The organism is Tissierella sp., from assembly GCF_031460495.1.
Classification (GTDB): domain Bacteria; phylum Bacillota; class Clostridia; order Tissierellales; family Tissierellaceae; genus JAVKTS01.
Window position 1 is genome coordinate 117,033 of sequence record NZ_JAVKTS010000005.1, and the last position, 18,293, is coordinate 135,325.

Sequence of the window (18,293 nt, forward strand, 5' to 3'; positions counted from 1 at the left end):
TGGAATATAAATGGAAGGTATTACATTGGAAAAAAGAATACTATCCACAAATGATTGGGGTCTAGTGGCAATGCTTCATGAAGGTCTTATAGAGAGGTTTAATGAGTGTATAGAATCAATAAAAGAGAAAGACTATGCAAAATTAAACTTACTTATGGACAATTGCCGTGACATATTAACAGAACTCATCATTATTTTCAATGAAAGAGATGGGTTATCCACAGATCTTAGAGAAATATACTTATATACAAACACAGTGATAACTGAAGGGGAAACGAGAAAAGATAAATCACTATTTGAAAAAGCTAAAGATATAATTAATCCTATATATGAAGGTTTCAAAGAATTAGAGATGAAAGAGGAACCAACTATAATATCAGGGCTTACCTACGGCAAAGAAAAACTAGGAGATTATAGCACAAAATCTGGGAAAGAATTTCAAGTATAATATAAAACAACAAAAAAATCTGTGGTAAATTTACCACAGATTTTACTTTATGTAACCGTGCACCCAGCTTTGACAATCCTATTCCAAGCGTTACCTAGACAGTTAACTCAGATCAGGTTTCCCCGCGGCACACGAAAATATTCACTTACCGCTGCTTCCTTCCGGATCTGACGGGGTTCATGAGTTTCCGTTGCGCAGGACCCAATCGTCACTGCCACTTATCTAGGTCAGACCTTACAATAAGAAGCCTAGGCTGGGAATTCAATCCTGCTGTAGCGGATTGCAGGTTATAGGGCACCGCTGCCTCCCCATCTAGCACGGTAAAAATTTCTAATGGCGGAGAGAGAGGGATTTGAACCCTCGAGACGCTTTCACGTCTACCCGCTTTCCAGGCGAGCGCCTTCGACCACTCAACCACCTCTCCGAGTTAGTGAAATATAATATCTCACAGATTTATATTATAACGGAGAAATCCTCTATTGTCAATAAGTATTTATCAAATTAGATATAATAGGTGTAAATTTGAATTCAATCTGATATAATATAGTATACTATAAAAATTGTGGGTGAGCTTATGTATCAAGCCTTATATAGACAGTATAGACCAAAGACCTTTGATGAAGTACTAGGTCAAAGGCATATTACAGTTACTTTAAAAAATCAAATACAAAAGGAAAATATTGGTCATGCCTACTTGTTTTCAGGTACTAGAGGGACAGGTAAGACATCTACAGCAAAGATATTTTCTAGAGCAGTCAATTGCCTAAATCCAAAAGCTGGTAATCCATGTAATGAATGTGAGATCTGCAAAGGTATCCTAGATGAAAGCATAATGGATATCATAGAAATGGATGCAGCCAGTAATAGAGGTATAGGTGATATTAGGGAATTAAAGGATAAGGTAATATATCCTCCAACTAGGGCTAAATACAAGGTATATATAATAGATGAAGTTCACATGCTGACTGCAGAGGCCTTCAATGCATTGTTGAAGATATTAGAAGAACCTCCAAAACATCTAATATTTATACTAGCTACAACAGAGCCTGAAAAACTATTGCCAACTATATTATCCAGATGTCAAAGATTTGACTTTAAGAGGATTACTACAGTAGACATATTAGACAGTATGAGAAAAATCTGTGATGACCTTGGATTAGAAGTAGAAGATAAGGTACTGAGTCTAATTGCTAGGAATTCAGATGGGGCAATGAGAGATGCTCAAAGTCTACTGGACCAATGTACTTCTTTTAGTAGTGGAAGGATAACTTATGAAGATGCTACAAGTATATTGGGTATGGTGAATTCGGACCTAATACTTAATATGGTAGAAAATATATTAGATAAAGATTTAGAAAAGGTATTACAATCTATTAATGATATAATACAAGAAGGTAAGGATATCCATCAATTCATCAAGGACTTAGTACATCATTTCAGAAATTTAATGATAATGAAAACATCCAAAAATCCTATGGAATTAATAGAAATAGATGAAGATTCCTACCAAAGATACTTAAGTCAAAGTAAAGATATTAGCTTAAATCTTATACTTAAGGCACTAGATATCTTAACTACAGCTGATGAAAAATCTAAGTGGTCAACTCAGCCAAGGATAATCCTTGAAATGGCAGTTATTCAATTGACAAAATTAGATGAGGAAATGTCTTTAGAAGAAAGAGTAAAAAAACTTGAGATGGGGATAAAAACAGAATATAAGCCTTCAAAAGAAGAACCGATGAGAAGGGAGAGTATTTCTAAGGATAGAACTACTCAAACTGAGAATGAACCAAAAAAAGAGCAAACAAAGGAAATCCCTTCAGAAAAAGAAGTATTTGTAGATGATGGTAAAGAATTGCAGCTTGAAATGTTTGTAAGAGATTGGGAATCTGTACTACAAATTATAAAATCTAAAAAAATGAACATATTTGCCCTTCTTATAGAGGGAGAACCCGTTAATTATGAAAAAGACTTACTTACAATAGGATATAAAGAACCTTTTGGATTCCACAAAGAGGCAGTAAGTAGCCCTGTTAATAAGGAATTTGTAGAGCAAGTATTTTCAGCACATTTTAGTAAAAAGATTAATATTAAATTTGAAATGATTAGCGACAAACCAAAGGCAAAAAAAGATGAAAAAGATGATAAAGAAAAAGCCATAAAAGAAGTCACTGATTTCTTTGGAAAAGATATAGTAGAAATAAAATAAGGAAGGAGAATTAATTATGGCAAAAGGTGGATTCCCAGGAATGGGCGGTAATATGGGTGGTATGATGAAGCAAATGCAAAAGATGCAAAAACAAATGGAGGAAATGCAAGCACAGCTTGAAGAAGCAGAAGTAGAAGCTACTGCTGGTGGTGGAGCAATTACATGTAAAGCAAATGGAAAGAAAGAGATATTATCAATTACCATAGATGAATCTGTAGTAGACCCAGAAGATGTGGAGATGTTACAAGATTTAGTAGTAGCAGTAGTTAATGAAGCCTTAAGAAAAGCAGAAGAAATGATGGAAAAAGAAATGAAGAAAATAACTGGAGGTATGAACATTCCAGGATTGTTCTAATAGGAGGATTACAATGGAGCAGTATGCATTACCCATAGCGAATCTCATAGAGCAGCTCTCCAAGCTACCAGGCATAGGTAGAAAAACTGCCCAAAGACTAGCGTTTTATATAATAGAGATGGAAGAATTAGAAGCAGAAAAATTATCTAAATCTATAACTAATGCCAAGGAAAAGATTAGGCTTTGTAGCATTTGTTGTAATTTAACCGATGAAGATCCTTGTCATATTTGCAGAAATGATTTGAGAGATAAATCAATTATTTGTGTAGTAGAAGGAGCAAAGGACATAATGGCCATGGAAAAATCCAGAGAATATAAGGGTCAATACCATGTACTCCATGGAGTTATATCTCCAATGGACAATATTGGACCTAATGAAATTAGAGTAAAGGAACTCTTAAATCGCTTATCCAGTGGAGTAGTAGAAGAAGTAATAATTGCAACTAATCCTACAGTAGAAGGTGAAGCTACAGCAATTTATCTATCAAGACTTATAAAACCCTTAGAAATCAAAGTAACAAGAATAGCCCATGGCATTCCAGTAGGTGGAGACTTAGAGTATTTTGATGAAGTAACCATATCTAAGGCTATGGAAAATAGAAGAGAGATATAAGGAATAGATTGATTTGTATCATAAATAAAGTTTAAAAAAGCAGGATGACAAAAAGGGACTTTTTAAGTTTCCTCTGAAGTCTCCTGCTTTTTTGTTTTTAAAAAATGGATAGGAACTATTAATTTGATATACTTATATAAATGTCACTTGAGATTACTGGATAAATCTTAAAATAATATGTAATGAAAATAGATATTTATCGTATTAACATATGAGAAACAAAATAAAAAGTTAATTACTTAGCTAAGTAAAGGGTAAGGAGGGATAGAAAGTTGCAACAAATAGTAAATATCATAGGTAACAAAGAATCTGATCAGATTTTATATGGTGAAGAAGATTTTGCCTACATTTTTGAAACCTATTATAAAAGGGTTTACAACTATATATATTATAGAATTAATTCCTATCATGGAACCGAAGATTTGACTAGTCAGATCTTTGAAAAAGTTATGATAAAAATAGATACCTATAATAAGGAAAAGGGGCCCTTTGATGTATGGTTATTTGGTATAGCAAAAAATGTAGTCAATGATTATTTTAGAGACTTAAAAAAGCATAGGATATTTTCAATTGACTCAGTTAAAGAAGCAATATCAAGCAAAAAATCACCAGAAGATATAATTGAGAGTAAAGAAACAAGTGAAGAACTTCTAAGAGCGTTAAAAGTTTTAAATGTAAGGGAGCAAAATATGATAGCACTTAAATTCGGTGCAAATTTAAAAAATGTAGATGTAGCAGAAATATTAAATCTTACTGAAAGTAATGTAGGAGTAATTCTCTATCGTGCAATGAAAAAATTAAAAAAAGAATTAGAGAAGGAGGTTTAAGTATGAATAATGATAAAAAGCTTGAAGATAGGTTCTCTATGGATATGGATAACTATATCAATGGGAAAGAAAATTTATATTTTGAGGATAAGGAATACAAGGAACTTTTAGAATTAGGAAAAACTTTGTCTCATGAAGATTTTAGTGTAAATAGCAATAAATCAGAGATATTTAATAGGTCCTTAGAGAATATCAAGAAACATAAAGGAGAAGATAATATGAAAAAGTCAAAGAAAGTTATTATAAAAGTAGCTTCTATTGCATTGATATGTATATTGGGCATATCTACCATGAGAACATCATTTGCCCAGGAGTTGGTGGATAAGATAGCAAACTTTATATCCATTGGCCATGTAACAGTTTATGAAGATCCTATGCTTAATGAAGGAGAACTCATCCAGATTCCAGATGAATTAAAGGGCAAAATTTTTGATAAAGATGGAAATCCAATAGAAGAATTTATAGTAGGTACTCCTAATGTAATGTATACTGCTGAAGGAGAAGAAATAGATAGAATTGAATCTGAAACCATGAAGATAATGACAGTATCTGAAGCTGAAAGAGAAGAAGGCAATTTGGTAGTAAGAGATACAGAAGAATTAAATACCTACACTAGTTTTACAGTTAAACTTCCTAAATATCTACCTGAAGGATATGAATTTGACAGAGCGGAATTCTTTAAAGATGAAAATGGTATTGTAGAAGATACAAAATATATATCTTTGTATTTTACTAATGATGAAACTGGAGAATACATCTATATGCAGCAAAGATATGCAGATGAAGAAACTGCATATGAAACTGGAGGATATAAGGTTGAGAAAATAGAAATCAATGGAGTAGATGCCATAATATATGATAATAGTTTAGACTGGGAAGACGAAGGTGTCATTTACTCATTAAACGGTAGAGGAATTCCAAGAGACGAACTGATAAAGACTGCAGAATCTTTTAAATAAAATCTCTAGGTTTTATCATCACATCAAACTCATCTGCTTGTATGAGACAAGGAAGAAAAATATAGAAACAGTGATCAAATCTTACATGATTTGTATCGCTGTTTTTTACTGTTTAACATGATAGTAGCTTGTAATATTACTACAATTTTACTCCATTGAATTAATTATATATAGTATGATACAATTACACTTAATATGGGGAATAGATGAGGCTTATATATAAAGAATAATTAAAATTTGTAGTACATAAATACTACTGGATAAGAAGGGTAATCAGGAGGTTGCTATGTGTGGAAGATTTATGCTTGATAGTGATATAGAGGAATTATTGAGACAGTATAGAGTAGTCAATAGAGAAGTTGCTGATTATAATAAAGCTACTATCTATCCATCTGAAAATGTACCTATTGTAATGGATGATAAAGGGAGAACTTTAAAGTCTGCAACATGGGGATTCCCTCTCAGTGGGAAAGGTAAGCTTGTTATTAATGCAAGAAGTGAGTCCCTAGCTCATAAGCATATGTTTAAAAACTCCTTTAACAATGCAAGGTGTATTATTCCTGCTAATCTATTTTATGAGTGGAAGGATGAAGGAGATAAAAAGAAAGTAAAGCATGAGATATATTTAAAGGAAAAAAACATTATTTCCTTGGGAGGATTATTTAAAGTTATACCTGATGATAAGGGGAATAAGGTCTTGTCATTTGTAATAGTGACAACTGAATCCAATAGTCACATGAAAGATATCCATTCCAGAATGCCTCTGATAATAAATAATGATGCATTGGATTATTGGCTGGACAAAAAAACCTCAGAGAACATTATTGAGGAAATATATAAAGTCAATGCAATGCATGAACTTAGTATAGACCGAATAAATGTAGAAGAACCTTTTGAACAGATGAGGCTGTTTTGATTCATATATAGATGCAATTAAATGGGTTAGTAAGGGAATCGCTAAAATATATGAGGGGTTGAAAATATGAGACGAAAAGATAGGGAAATGAGCAGGGAATTTGGTATAGAAGTCATAGATAAATCAAGTTATGGAGTTGCTTCTATGATTGGAGAAGATAATGAGCCTTATGGAGTTCCTCTTTCTATTGTAAGAGATGGAGATAATTTGTATTTTCATTCAGCTATGGATGGAAGAAAAGTAAAGATATTTGAGAAAAATTCTAAAGTTAGTGTATCCTTTATAGGAGAAGTAAAAGTACCGGAAAATTATACAAAAGAAGAATTAGATGAAATAGCGAAGGATGAGTCCAAGGCAAGGCTACTTATTAGTAATGTTTTAACAACAGAATATGAATCAGCAATTGTAAAAGGCAAAATAAATTTAGTAGAAGATGAAGAAGAAAAGATTAAGGCTATAAGATTAATATGTGAAAAATACACTCCAACAAAAATGGACTATTTTAACTTAGCAATTAAGTCAGGTTTAAAATTGATTAATGTGTATAAAATAGGAATTCAAGATATTACTGCTAAAAGAAAAAAATACGATTCACATGGCGAAGAAATGAAATGGGGTAGAATGGAGTAAATATATATCAAGAGATTAAACAATATGGAGGATTAAATGGAAAAGTCATTAATAGAAAAGGACACAAAGAAAAACTATATTTTTTCTAGGAAAAACCTAATTTATCTAATCTTGCCCCTTATAGTTGAGCAGCTGCTGGCAGTAGCCGTTGGTATGGCAGACACCGTAATGGTTGCCAGTGTTGGGGAAAGGGCAGTATCAGCAGTATCATTAGTGGATTCAATAAATATTTTGCTCATAAACATATTTGGAGCATTGGCAACAGGTGGAGCAGTGGTTGCAGGCCAATATATAGGAAGAAATGAAAGTAAAAAGGCCTCGGAGGCAGGGGAGCAGCTCATAGTATTTGTAACACTTATTTCCCTAGTTATAATGGCATTGATGTATGCTGCTAGAAGCTTTATATTAAATGTAGTATTTGGATCAATAGAGCCACTGGTAGCAGAGTATGCCAATACCTATATGATGATTGTATTTGCAAGTATTCCTTTTATAGCAATATATAATAGTGGAGCTGCATTATTTAGGGCTATGGGAAATTCTCAAATAACTATGAAAACCTCTTTGATTATGAATACCATCAATGTTGTGGGTAATGCAATATTAATATATGGATTTCGAATGGGGGTTGAAGGGGTTGCTATTCCAACCCTTTTATCTAGAGCAGTTGCTGCAATAATCATTGTTTTATTACTTAGGGATAAAAACCTTACTATTCATATAAGTAAGCCCTTCAAATACAAATTTAATAGAAAAATGGTTAAAAATATTCTTCAAATAGGAGTACCGAATGGTATAGAAAATAGCATGTTTCAGCTAGGCAAGATATTATTATTAAGTGTAGTATCAGGATTTGGAACAGCTGCTATTACTGCAAATGCAGTTGCAGGTACGGTTACAGGATTTCAATTTCTACCTGCTGCAGCCATAGGATTAGGTCTGGTTACTGTAGTTAGCCAGTGTGTTGGAGCTGGAGATTATGACCAAGCCAGATATTATACCAAAGTCCTTCTTAAATATGCTTATATTGCTTTAGCTATTGTAAATGGAATTATAATACTATCATCATCATTTATACTGAAGGTATACAATCTATCGCCAGATACGGCAGCACTTGCTAGAAAGATAATAATATTTTATGGAATAAATGCTTGCATAGCATGGCCAGTAGGATTTACCCTTGCGAATACCTTAAGGGCTGCAAAGGATGTACGATATGCAATGATAGTAAGTGTAGGCTCCATGTGGATTACAAGGATTGGACTAGGCATATTGTTTGCTAGATACTTAGACTTTGGAATGTTTGGTGTCTGGATGGCTATGATTTGTGACTGGTATGTAAGAGCTGGATTCTTCATTCATCGATATAGAGGGAATAAGTGGGAGAAGAAAGCAGTATAAAATCTACGGAGGTAAATTTAATTATGAAACTTTTTTTTATATCAGATATCCATGGATCATTATTTTATTTAAAGGAAGCATTAGATAAATTTCATGAAGAGAAGGCTGATTACTTAGTGATATTAGGTGATATTCTATATCATGGAGCAAGAAATCCATTGCCTGTAGAATATAATCCTAAAGAAGTAATAGGACTAATCAATAGCTACTCAGATAAGATAATTGCTGTTAGAGGTAATTGTGATAGTGAGGTTGATGAAATGGTATTAAACTTCCCTATTATGTCAACTTACTCTAACATAATATATAAGGATAAAAGATTGTTTTTAACCCATGGTCACATATTTAATGAAGATAATATGCCTAAGCTAAGTGATGGAGATCTATTTATTTATGGTCATTTTCATATTCCAAGGGCAGAGAAAAAGTATAATATTTATTTTATTAATCCAGGCTCCATTTCTTTACCAAAGGAAAACAATCCACATACTTATGGGGTATTAGAAGGAAATAAATTTACAATAAAAGACCTTGGTGGTAATGTTTTCAAGGAGATAACAATATAATTCAAATCCCTCATACCTGGGTATACTATATATACTAAAAAAATGAGGGTGATTTTATGTCAAGATTTCATGAAAAACCAAGTATATTTGTTAAGGAAATAGTATTAAAGGTAGCAGATATAGAGAGGTCTATAGAATTTTATACTAAGATAATGGGTTTTAATATATTAAATAGAGAAGAAAATAAAGCTATATTAACAGCTGATGGAATTAATCCTATGATTACAATAGTACAGCCTGAAAATGTGGTACCAAAGCTTCTTAGAAGAACTGGACTATATCATTTTGCTCTTCTCCTACCAAGTAGATCTCACTTAGGATTATTTTTAAAGCATATAAGAGAAGAGGGGTATCCTATAAGGGGTGCTTCTAATCATGGAGTCAGTGAAGCCATATATTTAGAAGACCCAGATGAAAATGGAATAGAAGTCTATAGAGATATAGACAGTAAGGAATGGAAAAGTGATGACAATCAGATAAATATGGTAACTGACCCCTTAGATTACAATGGACTTATGACAGATATTGGTGACGAAAAATGGCAGAGTATTCCTAAGAATACTGTAGTAGGTCATATCCATTTGCATGTAAGAGATTTAGATGAGGCTAAGAGGTTTTATTGTGATGGATTGGGATTTGATCTAGTAACGAAGATTGCTAATTCAGCCCTATTTATTTCCTCCCAGGGATATCATCATCATATAGGATTAAATATATGGAATGGAAGAAATGCAGAGCCACTAGCAGATAATTCTGTGGGGATGAAGTACTTTACCATGTTATTTCCAGATATAGAAACAAGGGAAAGAATAATAAATAATTTAGTAAGCTTGGGGTACAAAATTATAGAAGAAGATAATAATATCTTCACGAAAGATCCATCTAGTAATCTAATAAAATTAATAGTGTAAAGTAGCATAATATTTTTGTCTAATACCAGATTGTGGATAGGCTGGTGGAATGAGGTAGCCCCATAGGGCTACCTTTTATGATAATATGTAAATATTAAAAATCTAAAGCTTAATTTCTATTACTGCCTTGGAAGAAAGGCGGGAAACTAATGATAAATAAACTGAAAAAGATTAAGTTAGCTTTAATAATTACAATTATTGCTAGTACCATAATTCCACCAAGTACATATACTTATATGGCAATAGCAGAAAATGTAGTGGATACTCCCAGTAGCTGGGCAAAGACAGAAATTGAGGCAGCTAAAGAAATTGCTTTTGTTCCCGAGAACATTCTGGGAAGTTATGGAAGCAATATTACAAGAGAAGAATTTAGTGAGCTAGCTGTACAATTATTTGAGACTATAGTTGGAAGAGAAATTTCAGTAGAAGGAGAAAGTCCCTTTATTGATACACAAAATCCAAATATTATAAAAGCTAATAAATTAGGAATAGTAGAGGGAAAGGGAAGTGGAATATTTGCTCCTTATGAGAATATAACTCGAGAGGAAGTTAGTTTAATTCTATATCGTACATTGCAAGTAGCCAAGCCAAGATATGATTATACAAATCCTAATGAGTATATATTTAAAGATTATGATGAAATTTCCACATGGGCAATAGAAGCTGTGAGTTACTTATATGGCATAGAAGCTTTAAGTGGAGTTGGAGATAATAGATTTGATCCTAAGGGACATACTTCAAGAGAAGAGGCCATTGTTATTTCCAAAAGAATATATGATAAGGTAAAAGCAACTGACAGAGCCTCAAGAAGTTCTTTAGCTGTATCAAGAAGTAGCATAAGACGACTAGAGAACGGATCAATATCAAAATTAAAGAATCTAATATCTCAAGAATTAGGCAAGCCCTATAAATATGGTGCGGCAGGGCCCAATAGCTATGACTGCTCTGGACTGACATTTTACTTATTTGGTAAACTAGGTATAAGCATACCAAGAACATCAAAGACCCAGATTAATGCAGGAACTTATGTAGCTAAAAAGGATTTGCAATATGGTGATTTAGTATTATTTGCAAGAAATGGTAAAACTATAAATCATGTAGGGATATATGTAGGAGATGGAAAATTTGTACATTCTCCTCAAACTGGAGATGTAGTAAAGATAACAACATTGGCATCAGGATATTATGCAAATAGCTACTATACAGCAAGAAGGGTTATTCCTCAATAAGTATAAAGATTTAAATTTTGACAGAGGTAAAATAACCAATATACTATTTCCAAGGCTAAGAGAATTATTAAGTAATGAATCTTAAATGTAGTAATAGAAATTAAGTATATAGAATGTAAGCTAAAATATATAGACCCTTGATCTTATTATAGAATCAAGGGTTTTATATATGGGAAATATGATCTTATAGATTAATATACACTATGTCCTTCTGCATCCTCTTTAGTTCTATGAACAGTGCCATGTGGATGTTGAGGAGGTGCATAAATAGAATATAATTTAAGGGGTACACAGCCAATATTAATTAGATTATGCCATTTGCCAGCAGGTACAAATATTACATAACCATCAGAAACCCTTTCTTGGAAATATAAATTATCTCTACTATCTCCCATCAAGACCAACCCTTGGCCTTCTTCGATTCGTAAAAACTGATCATGATCACTATGAAGCTCTAAACCTACATCATCTCTAGGGTTGATGCTCATCACAGTGAGTTGCAAATATTCTCCTGTCCATAAAGCAGTTCGAAAAGTATAGTTTTGACGAGTAGCTTCTTCGATATTAACTACATAAGGATTTGGTCCATGGTCACTTAAGTCGATACATTGCTCCCAACAGCCTGGGTGTTGTATTGGTGGTCTATTACAACAAGGTTGGGGATATCCTATGTGAGGATCATATATTGAAGAATTATTGTTATATGCCTTATATTGCTCATAAATATTATTCATTTTATCTGTCCTTTCATTGGCTTTTTAATATTATATGCATTATGACATTTAAAGGTGATAGCCATTAAAGTGCTTGGCACACTTCTTGCTTATATAATAGCTATATAGTTAAGACTAATTTAATATTACAAGGAGGAAGTATATAATGAGATTATTAAACAAAGTAGCAATTATTACAGGTGGGGGAAGAGGTATTGGAGAGGCAACAGCAAAGAAATTTGTTCAAGAGGGTGCCAAGGTTGTTGTAGCAGATATTAATCCAAATGATATTGAAGAAACTGTGAATGAAATACTGTCAAGTGGCGGAGAGGCTACGGGGATTATAGTTGATGTAACAAATCAAGAAAGCGTAAACAAAATGGTAGAAGAGACAGTAAAAAAATATGGCAGATTAGATATTATTGTGAATAATGCTGGAATTACTATGGATTCTACTCTTCTAAAGATGACAGAAGATCAATGGGATAAGGTAATAGATGTAAATCTAAAGGGAGTATATTTTTGCGGTCAAGCAGCTGCTAAAGTAATGGTAGAACAAGGCGGTGGGGTAATACTTAATGCTTCATCAGTAGTAGGAATACATGGAAACTTTGGTCAAACTAACTATGCTGCTACAAAATGGGGAGTAATAGGAATGACTAAGACTTGGGCTAAGGAACTTGGGAAAAAGGGAGTTCGTTCAAATGCTGTAGCACCAGGATTTATTGCTACTCCAATGGTAAAGAAAATGCCAGAGAATGTTATAGATATGATGAAGAGTAAAGCTCCATTACAAAGATTAGGAGAGCCAGAAGACATTGCAAATGCTTATGCTTTCTTAGCATCAGATGAGGCGAAGTTTATTACAGGTGCAGTATTAGAAGTAACAGGCGGAGTAGTTATTTAATATTAGAATTATTAAATAGTTATAGACTTAGTGGCTATTACCTTTGCAAGGTAATAGCCATATTTTGTTAAAATAGTCTCCAATTTTATGCATTACTATGTTAAAATGATAGTATGTATTTTTGTTAAGCAATCTTTTGGAGGTGGCTTTATGGATAATAGCAAGATAGATAACCAAGTATATAATCAAGATATTGAAGATATTCAGATGGATGAACTAATAGATGAAGACATAATACTTACTAAGTATCTGGCTTCAATGATGGATAGGATATTTGACCCTCTTCCAGTACCATTAATTATGTTGGATAAGGATAGTAAGATTAGGATGATTAATCAAGTTTTTGCTGATTTCCTTGGATTTCCAAAATCTGATATAATTGGGAAGCTAGTCCTAGATGTAGATAAATACTCTAGGTTTCCATATGTATTTAAGACTAAAAAGGCTGAAATAGCTTGGAAGCATACATTTGAAAATGGTCATACTGCTATTGTACATAGGCTTCCAGTGCTTGATAAGAATGGTGAAATAAAATATGCTATAGGTATGGTCTTGTTTGAAGGAATTGAGCAATTTAAGGACATTATTACAAAAAATAAACTTCTTGAAACAGAATTACATTTATATAAAAACCAGCTAAAAGAAATGTATGGAGCTAAGTATTCATGGAATACCATTATTGGAAATAGTGAAAAGATGTCAAATGCAAAGTTTATAGGTAAAAGGGCATCTAGTTCTATCTCCAATGTTTTGATTTTAGGAGAAAGTGGTACTGGAAAAGAGTTGTTTGCCCACGCAATTCACAATGATAGTGTTAGAAGCTTTTCTCCATTTGTAAAAATAAATAGTGCAGCTATACCTTCTGAGTTGCTTGAATCTGAGCTTTTTGGATATGAAGAAGGTGCATTTACTGGGGCTAAAAAAGGTGGAAAGATAGGAAAATTTGAATTAGCCAATGGTGGAAGCATATTCTTGGATGAGATAGGCGATATGCCTATGAAAATGCAAGCTAAACTACTAAGAGTATTACAAGAAAAGGAAATTGAAAGGGTTGGAGGAAATAATATTATAAAGGTAGATGTTAGAGTTATTGCAGCTACTAATAAAGATTTAAAGAAACTAATCAATGAAGGTAAGTTTAGAGAAGATCTATATTACAGACTTAATGTCATGACCATTGAAATACCACCTTTGAGGGAGAGATATGGAGATATAGAAGAACTTGTGAACTTATTCCTCAAAAAGCTTTCAAATCAACTTGGTAGATATGTAACAAATATATCGCAAAATGCTATGGAATGTCTTGAGGGACATGGCTGGCCTGGAAATGTAAGGGAGTTAGAAAATGTATTAGAAAGAGCAATAAATCTGACAGATTCAGATACAATATTGCCAGTACATCTGCCAGTGTATTTAACACAAAATAAAAAGATAATAATGGATGGGCCTGTGAGACCTTTAAAAGAAATAATAGAAGATACGGAAAAAGAGGCTATTATAAGATGCTTAGAATACACTGAAGGTAATAAGTTAAAGACTGCTAAGCTATTAGATATCAGTCGATCAACTTTATATGATAGAATGGAGAAATATGGAATATCATAGGGAACAAACTACTCTTATAGAGTAGTTTGTATTTTTTTGTAGGAGGAGTTTTGTACAAAGTATGTACATGTACAAAACAAAGACAGACAAGATTTCAAAAATTAGATGGAAATTATACATTATTAATTATAAAGATGATTAATTTATAGTTTTTTTAATTAGTTTCAAAGAAATATCTTAAGTAAATTAAATATAATTATTGGCACAGAAGTTGCATCTATATTTTCAGTGAAGATATAAATAAAATAATAGAAAAGGAGAAAACATGGGAAATATACTAGATTGTTTTGTGAATGTGGCACCTTATATAAATAAGCTTACTAATACAGATTTTGCAGTTTCAGTATGTAACTTGGAAAAATGTTTAATATATGTTCCCAGTGATAAGCAAGATCACAATATTAAGTCTGGGGATCCTCATGTTAAGAATTCAGTTGCCTATGAGAGTATTATCACTGGTCAAAAGGTTGTGAGAAGAGTTGGTTCAGAAATCTTTGGATTTCCTTATATTGCAATTGCTATTCCAATTGAAGATGAGGAAGGAAACATCATTGGATCAGTGACATTTACAGAAGCCGTAGATAAACAGGACTTATTGCTTGTTCTAGCTGATAATCTTCATGCTACAATGGAACAGATGGTATCAATTACTGATGTAATCTCGGACAATTCCATGAAACTGAAGAATGTAGGAGAAGGTCTTGATACTATAACTAGTGAATCTATGAGTAAAGTAGAGGATACTGAAAATATACTTAGATTTATTAAATCTATCTCAAAGAAAACTAATATGTTAGGATTAAATGCATTTATAGAGGCTGGAAGGCTTGGAAATGAAGGGCAAGGATTTAAAGTAGTAGCAGAGGAAATTAGAAATCTGGCTAATAGTACTGAAGAATATGTGAAGGATGCAGACAGGATAATAGATGAATTAAGGTTTTCTACTAACAAGATTACTGAAAAGCTTGATGACCTTTTAAATATATCATCCCATCAAATTGAAATTAACAACTATATTACTGGATTAGTAAAGGAAATCAATGAAAGAGCGGAGAAACTAAGAGAGAATGCCCGACTATTGAGTGAATAATTATTTGGCACGCATTTTGCATTGATATTTGCTATGAAGAATTAAAATCTAATATTTATCTAAATTTATTATAAAAGGAGGATAAAAATGTCAAATATTGTGTTAAATTCAATTGAACTATCAAATGGAGAGACAATGGGATACAGAAAAATAGGTAGTGGCAATAAGATATTAGTTTTAGTTCATGGGAATATGTCAACATCAAAGCATTGGGATACAGTAATGGAAAGTATGACAGATGAATATACAACTTATGCCATAGATATGAGGGGCTTTGGAACATCAACCTACAATACTCCTGCAAATTCATTAAGAGATTTCTCTGAAGATTTAAAGCTCTTTGTGGATGTCATTGGACTAAAGAAGTTTAATTTAACTGGATGGTCTACAGGTGGTGGAGTAGCTATGTATTTTGCCATAGATTATCCTGAATATGTTGAAAAACTTATATTAGTAGAATCTGTAGGTATAAAAGGATATCCAATGTTCAAAAAAGATGCTAATGGTCAACCTATCCTGGGAGAATTCCTAAGAACTAAGGAAGAGATTGGGGCAGACAAGGTACAGGTAGTTCCCATATTAAGCGCATATTGGAATAAGGATAAGCCGTTTCTTAGAATGGTTTGGAACTCAGGAATATATTTATTTGGAAAACCAACGGAAGAACGATATGAAGAATATTTAGATGCTATGCTTACTCAAAGAAATTTAGTAGATATAGATTATTCCTTAGTTCATTTTAATATATCAGATGAACATAACGGAGTAGTGGAAGGGACAGGAGAGGTTCACAAGATTAAAGCTCCAACTTTAGTTATACAAGGTAAAAATGATTTAATAGTACCTATGGATATGGGTATAGGAATAGCTGAAGGAATAGGTAAAAATGCTAGATTAGAGCTATTAGATAATGGTGGTCATGCACCTATGACTGATGATTTAGATAGATTTATGAATCTAATATTGTCCTTTATGGATTAGATAAGATAAATGATAATTAAAGGAGGTAACTATGACTAGTATAAATGTAGGAATTGTTGGAACTGGTATATATATTCCAGAGGGAAGAATGACTGCAAAGGAAATATCTTTGGCTTCGAAGGGAATATGGGCTGAGGAAGCAGTGGTAGAGAAACTTGGGATTATTGAAAAATCCATACCAGGACAAAATGATGGAACTCAAGAGATGGGAGTTAAGGCAGGACTTGATGCCATTAAAAGAACGGGAATTGATCCAAAGGAAATAGATTTGATTTTATGTATGGGGGAAGAGTGGAAGGAATATCCACTGACAACATCGGGAATTTATATACAAGAAAAAATTGGGGCTACAAATGCATGGGCAATAGATCTTCAACAAAGATGCTGTACAACTGTTGCTGCTATGAAAATAGCTAAGGATATGATGATCGCTGATGAGGACATAAACACTGTAATGATCGTAGGGGGATATAGAAACGGAGATTTTGTAGACTATGCAGACAAGAATATGTCAATGATGTATAACCTTTCTGCTGGTGGTGGAGCAATAATATTAAAGAAAAACTATGATAAGAATCTATTGTTAGGTTCTCATATAATGACTGATGGAAGTATGGCTAGGGATGCAGGAGTGGAATTTGGAGGAACTGAAAAGCCTATTACTTCTGACAATATTGATGAAGCATATAAATCCTTAAGGCTATTTGATGCAAAGCACATGAAAGATAGATTAAATGAAGTTTCTATGGATAATTGGTACCGTTGCATAGATAGAGCTTTTGAAAAGTCAGGAATTCAAAAGGAAGACCTAGGATATTTAGCAGTGCTTCATTTTAAATATTCACAACATAAAGCTATGGTTGAATCCCTTGGACTCACTGAAGACCAATCCATCTATCTTTCAGAGTATGGACATATAGGGCAGGTAGATCAAATACTTTCTCTTCATCTAGCATTGGAGCAGGGAAAAGTAAAGGATGGAACGGTAATATCTATGATAGCTGCAGGAATCGGATATGCATGGGCAGCTAATGTGATTAAATGGGGGGGACAACATTGAGTATCTTTTTACAAGTTATATTACGAAGTTTAGAAACAGGAAGTATTTATGCATTAGCAGCATTAGGTATTATAATAGTTTATCGTACATCTAATATAACCAACTTTTCCCAGGGCGCAGTTGGAATGTTCAACACATTTGTAGTAACTCATAGTTTTTTGAAATTTGGGCTACCACTTTGGATGGCTATTTTAGCTGGAGTTGCCAGCTCCATGTTAGTAGGAGTGTTTATAGACTTTGTTATTATTAGAAATACTGCCAAGGTTTCACCTGTAGCAAAGCAGATAATTACCCTAGGTATTGTAATGATAGTCTTAGGATTAGCTCCTATATTGTTTGGAGTAGATCCTTTACGATTACCGAGATTTATTAACAAAGGAGATCTAGTAGTTGCTGGTGCATCTATTTCATACAATGGATTATTTAATATAGCTTTTGGTTTAACTGTAATGAGCTTACTGTTTTATGTATTACAAAAGACTAAGTGGGGATTGGCAGTTAGAACCACAGCTTCAAATGAATTTGTAGCCAAACTTATGGGAGTACCTACTAAGAATGTTACTATTGGAGCTTGGGCAGTTGCAGGAGTGTTAGGAGTACTTTCAGGCATTATGGTGGCACCTATGACTTCAGTTAGTTTGAATCTAATGGATGAAGTACAGATTAACGCATTAATTGCCTGTGTTTTAGGGGGGTTCCAAACTTTCTATGGGCCAGTTATAGGGGCTTATATCATAGGTATTAGTAGAAATTTATTATTATATTATGGCAGCTCCATATGGGGTGGACAAATACTATATATTCTTATTTTATTGTTCCTGGTAATTAGACCTTATGGACTAATAGGTAAGAAGATTGTAAAGAAGGTGTAGT

At 33.1% G+C, this 18,293-nt stretch carries 19 protein-coding genes, 1 tRNA gene and 1 other RNA gene; 18 read left to right on the plus strand and 3 right to left on the minus strand.

Annotation, left to right across the window (positions count from 1 at the left end; all coding sequences use genetic code 11):
• Positions 1-10: 10 nt before the first annotated feature.
• A complete protein-coding gene (locus RIN63_RS12645) occupies positions 11-448 on the plus strand; it encodes a flagellar protein FliS (protein WP_310445099.1) in 438 nt (145 codons plus the stop codon).
• Positions 449-503: 55 nt separating this feature from the next.
• Here RIN63_RS12645 and ffs read toward each other — a convergent pair.
• Both ffs and RIN63_RS12655 read right to left on the minus strand, forming a co-directional pair.
• An RNA gene (gene ffs, locus RIN63_RS12650) (signal recognition particle sRNA large type) lies at positions 504-769 on the minus strand.
• Between the two features lie 13 nt (positions 770-782).
• A tRNA-Ser gene (locus RIN63_RS12655) sits at positions 783-872 on the minus strand.
• A 150-nt stretch (positions 873-1,022) separates the two neighbouring features.
• Between RIN63_RS12655 and dnaX the strand changes: the two genes are divergently transcribed.
• The 11 genes from dnaX to RIN63_RS12710 all read left to right on the plus strand — a co-directional run bounded on the left by dnaX (position 1,023) and on the right by RIN63_RS12710 (position 11,064).
• Positions 1,023-2,657, plus strand: a complete 1,635-nt coding sequence (dnaX, locus tag RIN63_RS12660) for a DNA polymerase III subunit gamma/tau (RefSeq protein ID WP_310445100.1) — start codon at positions 1,023-1,025, stop codon at positions 2,655-2,657.
• Between the two features lie 16 nt (positions 2,658-2,673).
• Positions 2,674-3,012: a YbaB/EbfC family nucleoid-associated protein gene (locus RIN63_RS12665; protein ID WP_310445101.1), complete on the plus strand. Its 339-nt coding sequence runs from the start codon at positions 2,674-2,676 to the stop codon at positions 3,010-3,012.
• Positions 3,013-3,025: 13 nt separating this feature from the next.
• Positions 3,026-3,625, plus strand: a complete 600-nt coding sequence (recR, locus tag RIN63_RS12670) for a recombination mediator RecR (protein WP_310445102.1) — start codon at positions 3,026-3,028, stop codon at positions 3,623-3,625.
• Between the two features lie 272 nt (positions 3,626-3,897).
• On the plus strand, positions 3,898-4,452 hold the full coding sequence (locus RIN63_RS12675; protein ID WP_310445103.1) for a sigma-70 family RNA polymerase sigma factor: 555 nt from the start codon (positions 3,898-3,900) through the stop codon (positions 4,450-4,452).
• Positions 4,453-4,454: 2 nt separating this feature from the next.
• Positions 4,455-5,411, plus strand: coding sequence for a DUF4367 domain-containing protein (locus RIN63_RS12680; protein WP_310445104.1), 957 nt, complete (start codon positions 4,455-4,457; stop codon positions 5,409-5,411).
• A gap of 286 nt (positions 5,412-5,697) precedes the next feature.
• A complete protein-coding gene (locus RIN63_RS12685; protein ID WP_310445105.1) occupies positions 5,698-6,327 on the plus strand; it encodes an SOS response-associated peptidase in 630 nt (209 codons plus the stop codon).
• A gap of 66 nt (positions 6,328-6,393) precedes the next feature.
• The gene (locus RIN63_RS12690) at positions 6,394-6,957 is read left to right on the plus strand and encodes a pyridoxamine 5'-phosphate oxidase family protein (RefSeq protein ID WP_310445106.1); all 564 of its coding nucleotides are present in this window, start codon (positions 6,394-6,396) and stop codon (positions 6,955-6,957) included.
• 36 nt (positions 6,958-6,993) lie between these two features.
• Positions 6,994-8,358 (plus strand): MATE family efflux transporter, encoded by a 1,365-nt coding sequence (locus tag RIN63_RS12695; RefSeq protein WP_310445107.1) that lies wholly within the window; start codon positions 6,994-6,996, stop codon positions 8,356-8,358.
• A 23-nt stretch (positions 8,359-8,381) separates the two neighbouring features.
• Positions 8,382-8,924, plus strand: a complete 543-nt coding sequence (gene yfcE / locus RIN63_RS12700) for a phosphodiesterase (protein ID WP_310445108.1) — start codon at positions 8,382-8,384, stop codon at positions 8,922-8,924.
• A 56-nt stretch (positions 8,925-8,980) separates the two neighbouring features.
• Positions 8,981-9,835, plus strand: a complete 855-nt coding sequence (locus RIN63_RS12705; RefSeq protein ID WP_310445109.1) for a VOC family protein — start codon at positions 8,981-8,983, stop codon at positions 9,833-9,835.
• Positions 9,836-9,984: 149 nt separating this feature from the next.
• Entirely contained in the window at positions 9,985-11,064 is a 1,080-nt protein-coding gene (locus tag RIN63_RS12710) for an NlpC/P60 family protein (RefSeq protein WP_310445110.1), read from the plus strand.
• A gap of 191 nt (positions 11,065-11,255) precedes the next feature.
• On the opposite strand, the gene RIN63_RS12715 is transcribed toward RIN63_RS12710, so the two are convergent.
• A complete protein-coding gene (locus RIN63_RS12715) occupies positions 11,256-11,798 on the minus strand; it encodes a cupin domain-containing protein (RefSeq protein ID WP_310445111.1) in 543 nt (180 codons plus the stop codon).
• A 145-nt stretch (positions 11,799-11,943) separates the two neighbouring features.
• On the opposite strand from RIN63_RS12715, the gene fabG reads away from it, so the two are divergent.
• From fabG to RIN63_RS12745, 6 genes are all read left to right on the plus strand, one after another.
• The gene (gene fabG / locus RIN63_RS12720) at positions 11,944-12,684 is read left to right on the plus strand and encodes a 3-oxoacyl-ACP reductase FabG (RefSeq protein WP_310445112.1); all 741 of its coding nucleotides are present in this window, start codon (positions 11,944-11,946) and stop codon (positions 12,682-12,684) included.
• A 150-nt stretch (positions 12,685-12,834) separates the two neighbouring features.
• Positions 12,835-14,289 (plus strand): sigma 54-interacting transcriptional regulator, encoded by a 1,455-nt coding sequence (locus RIN63_RS12725; protein ID WP_310445113.1) that lies wholly within the window; start codon positions 12,835-12,837, stop codon positions 14,287-14,289.
• 265 nt (positions 14,290-14,554) lie between these two features.
• Positions 14,555-15,379 carry a methyl-accepting chemotaxis protein gene (locus RIN63_RS12730; protein WP_310445114.1) on the plus strand — a complete coding sequence of 275 codons (825 nt, stop codon included), beginning with the start codon at positions 14,555-14,557 and terminating at the stop codon, positions 15,377-15,379.
• 87 nt (positions 15,380-15,466) lie between these two features.
• Positions 15,467-16,360, plus strand: a complete 894-nt coding sequence (locus RIN63_RS12735; RefSeq protein WP_310445115.1) for an alpha/beta hydrolase — start codon at positions 15,467-15,469, stop codon at positions 16,358-16,360.
• A gap of 31 nt (positions 16,361-16,391) precedes the next feature.
• Positions 16,392-17,420: a 3-oxoacyl-ACP synthase gene (locus RIN63_RS12740; RefSeq protein WP_310445116.1), complete on the plus strand. Its 1,029-nt coding sequence runs from the start codon at positions 16,392-16,394 to the stop codon at positions 17,418-17,420.
• On the plus strand, positions 17,417-18,292 hold the full coding sequence (locus RIN63_RS12745; RefSeq protein WP_310445117.1) for a branched-chain amino acid ABC transporter permease: 876 nt from the start codon (positions 17,417-17,419) through the stop codon (positions 18,290-18,292). The genes RIN63_RS12740 and RIN63_RS12745 overlap by 4 nt, the downstream gene beginning before the upstream one ends.
• The last annotated feature ends 1 nt before the right edge of the window (position 18,293 follow it).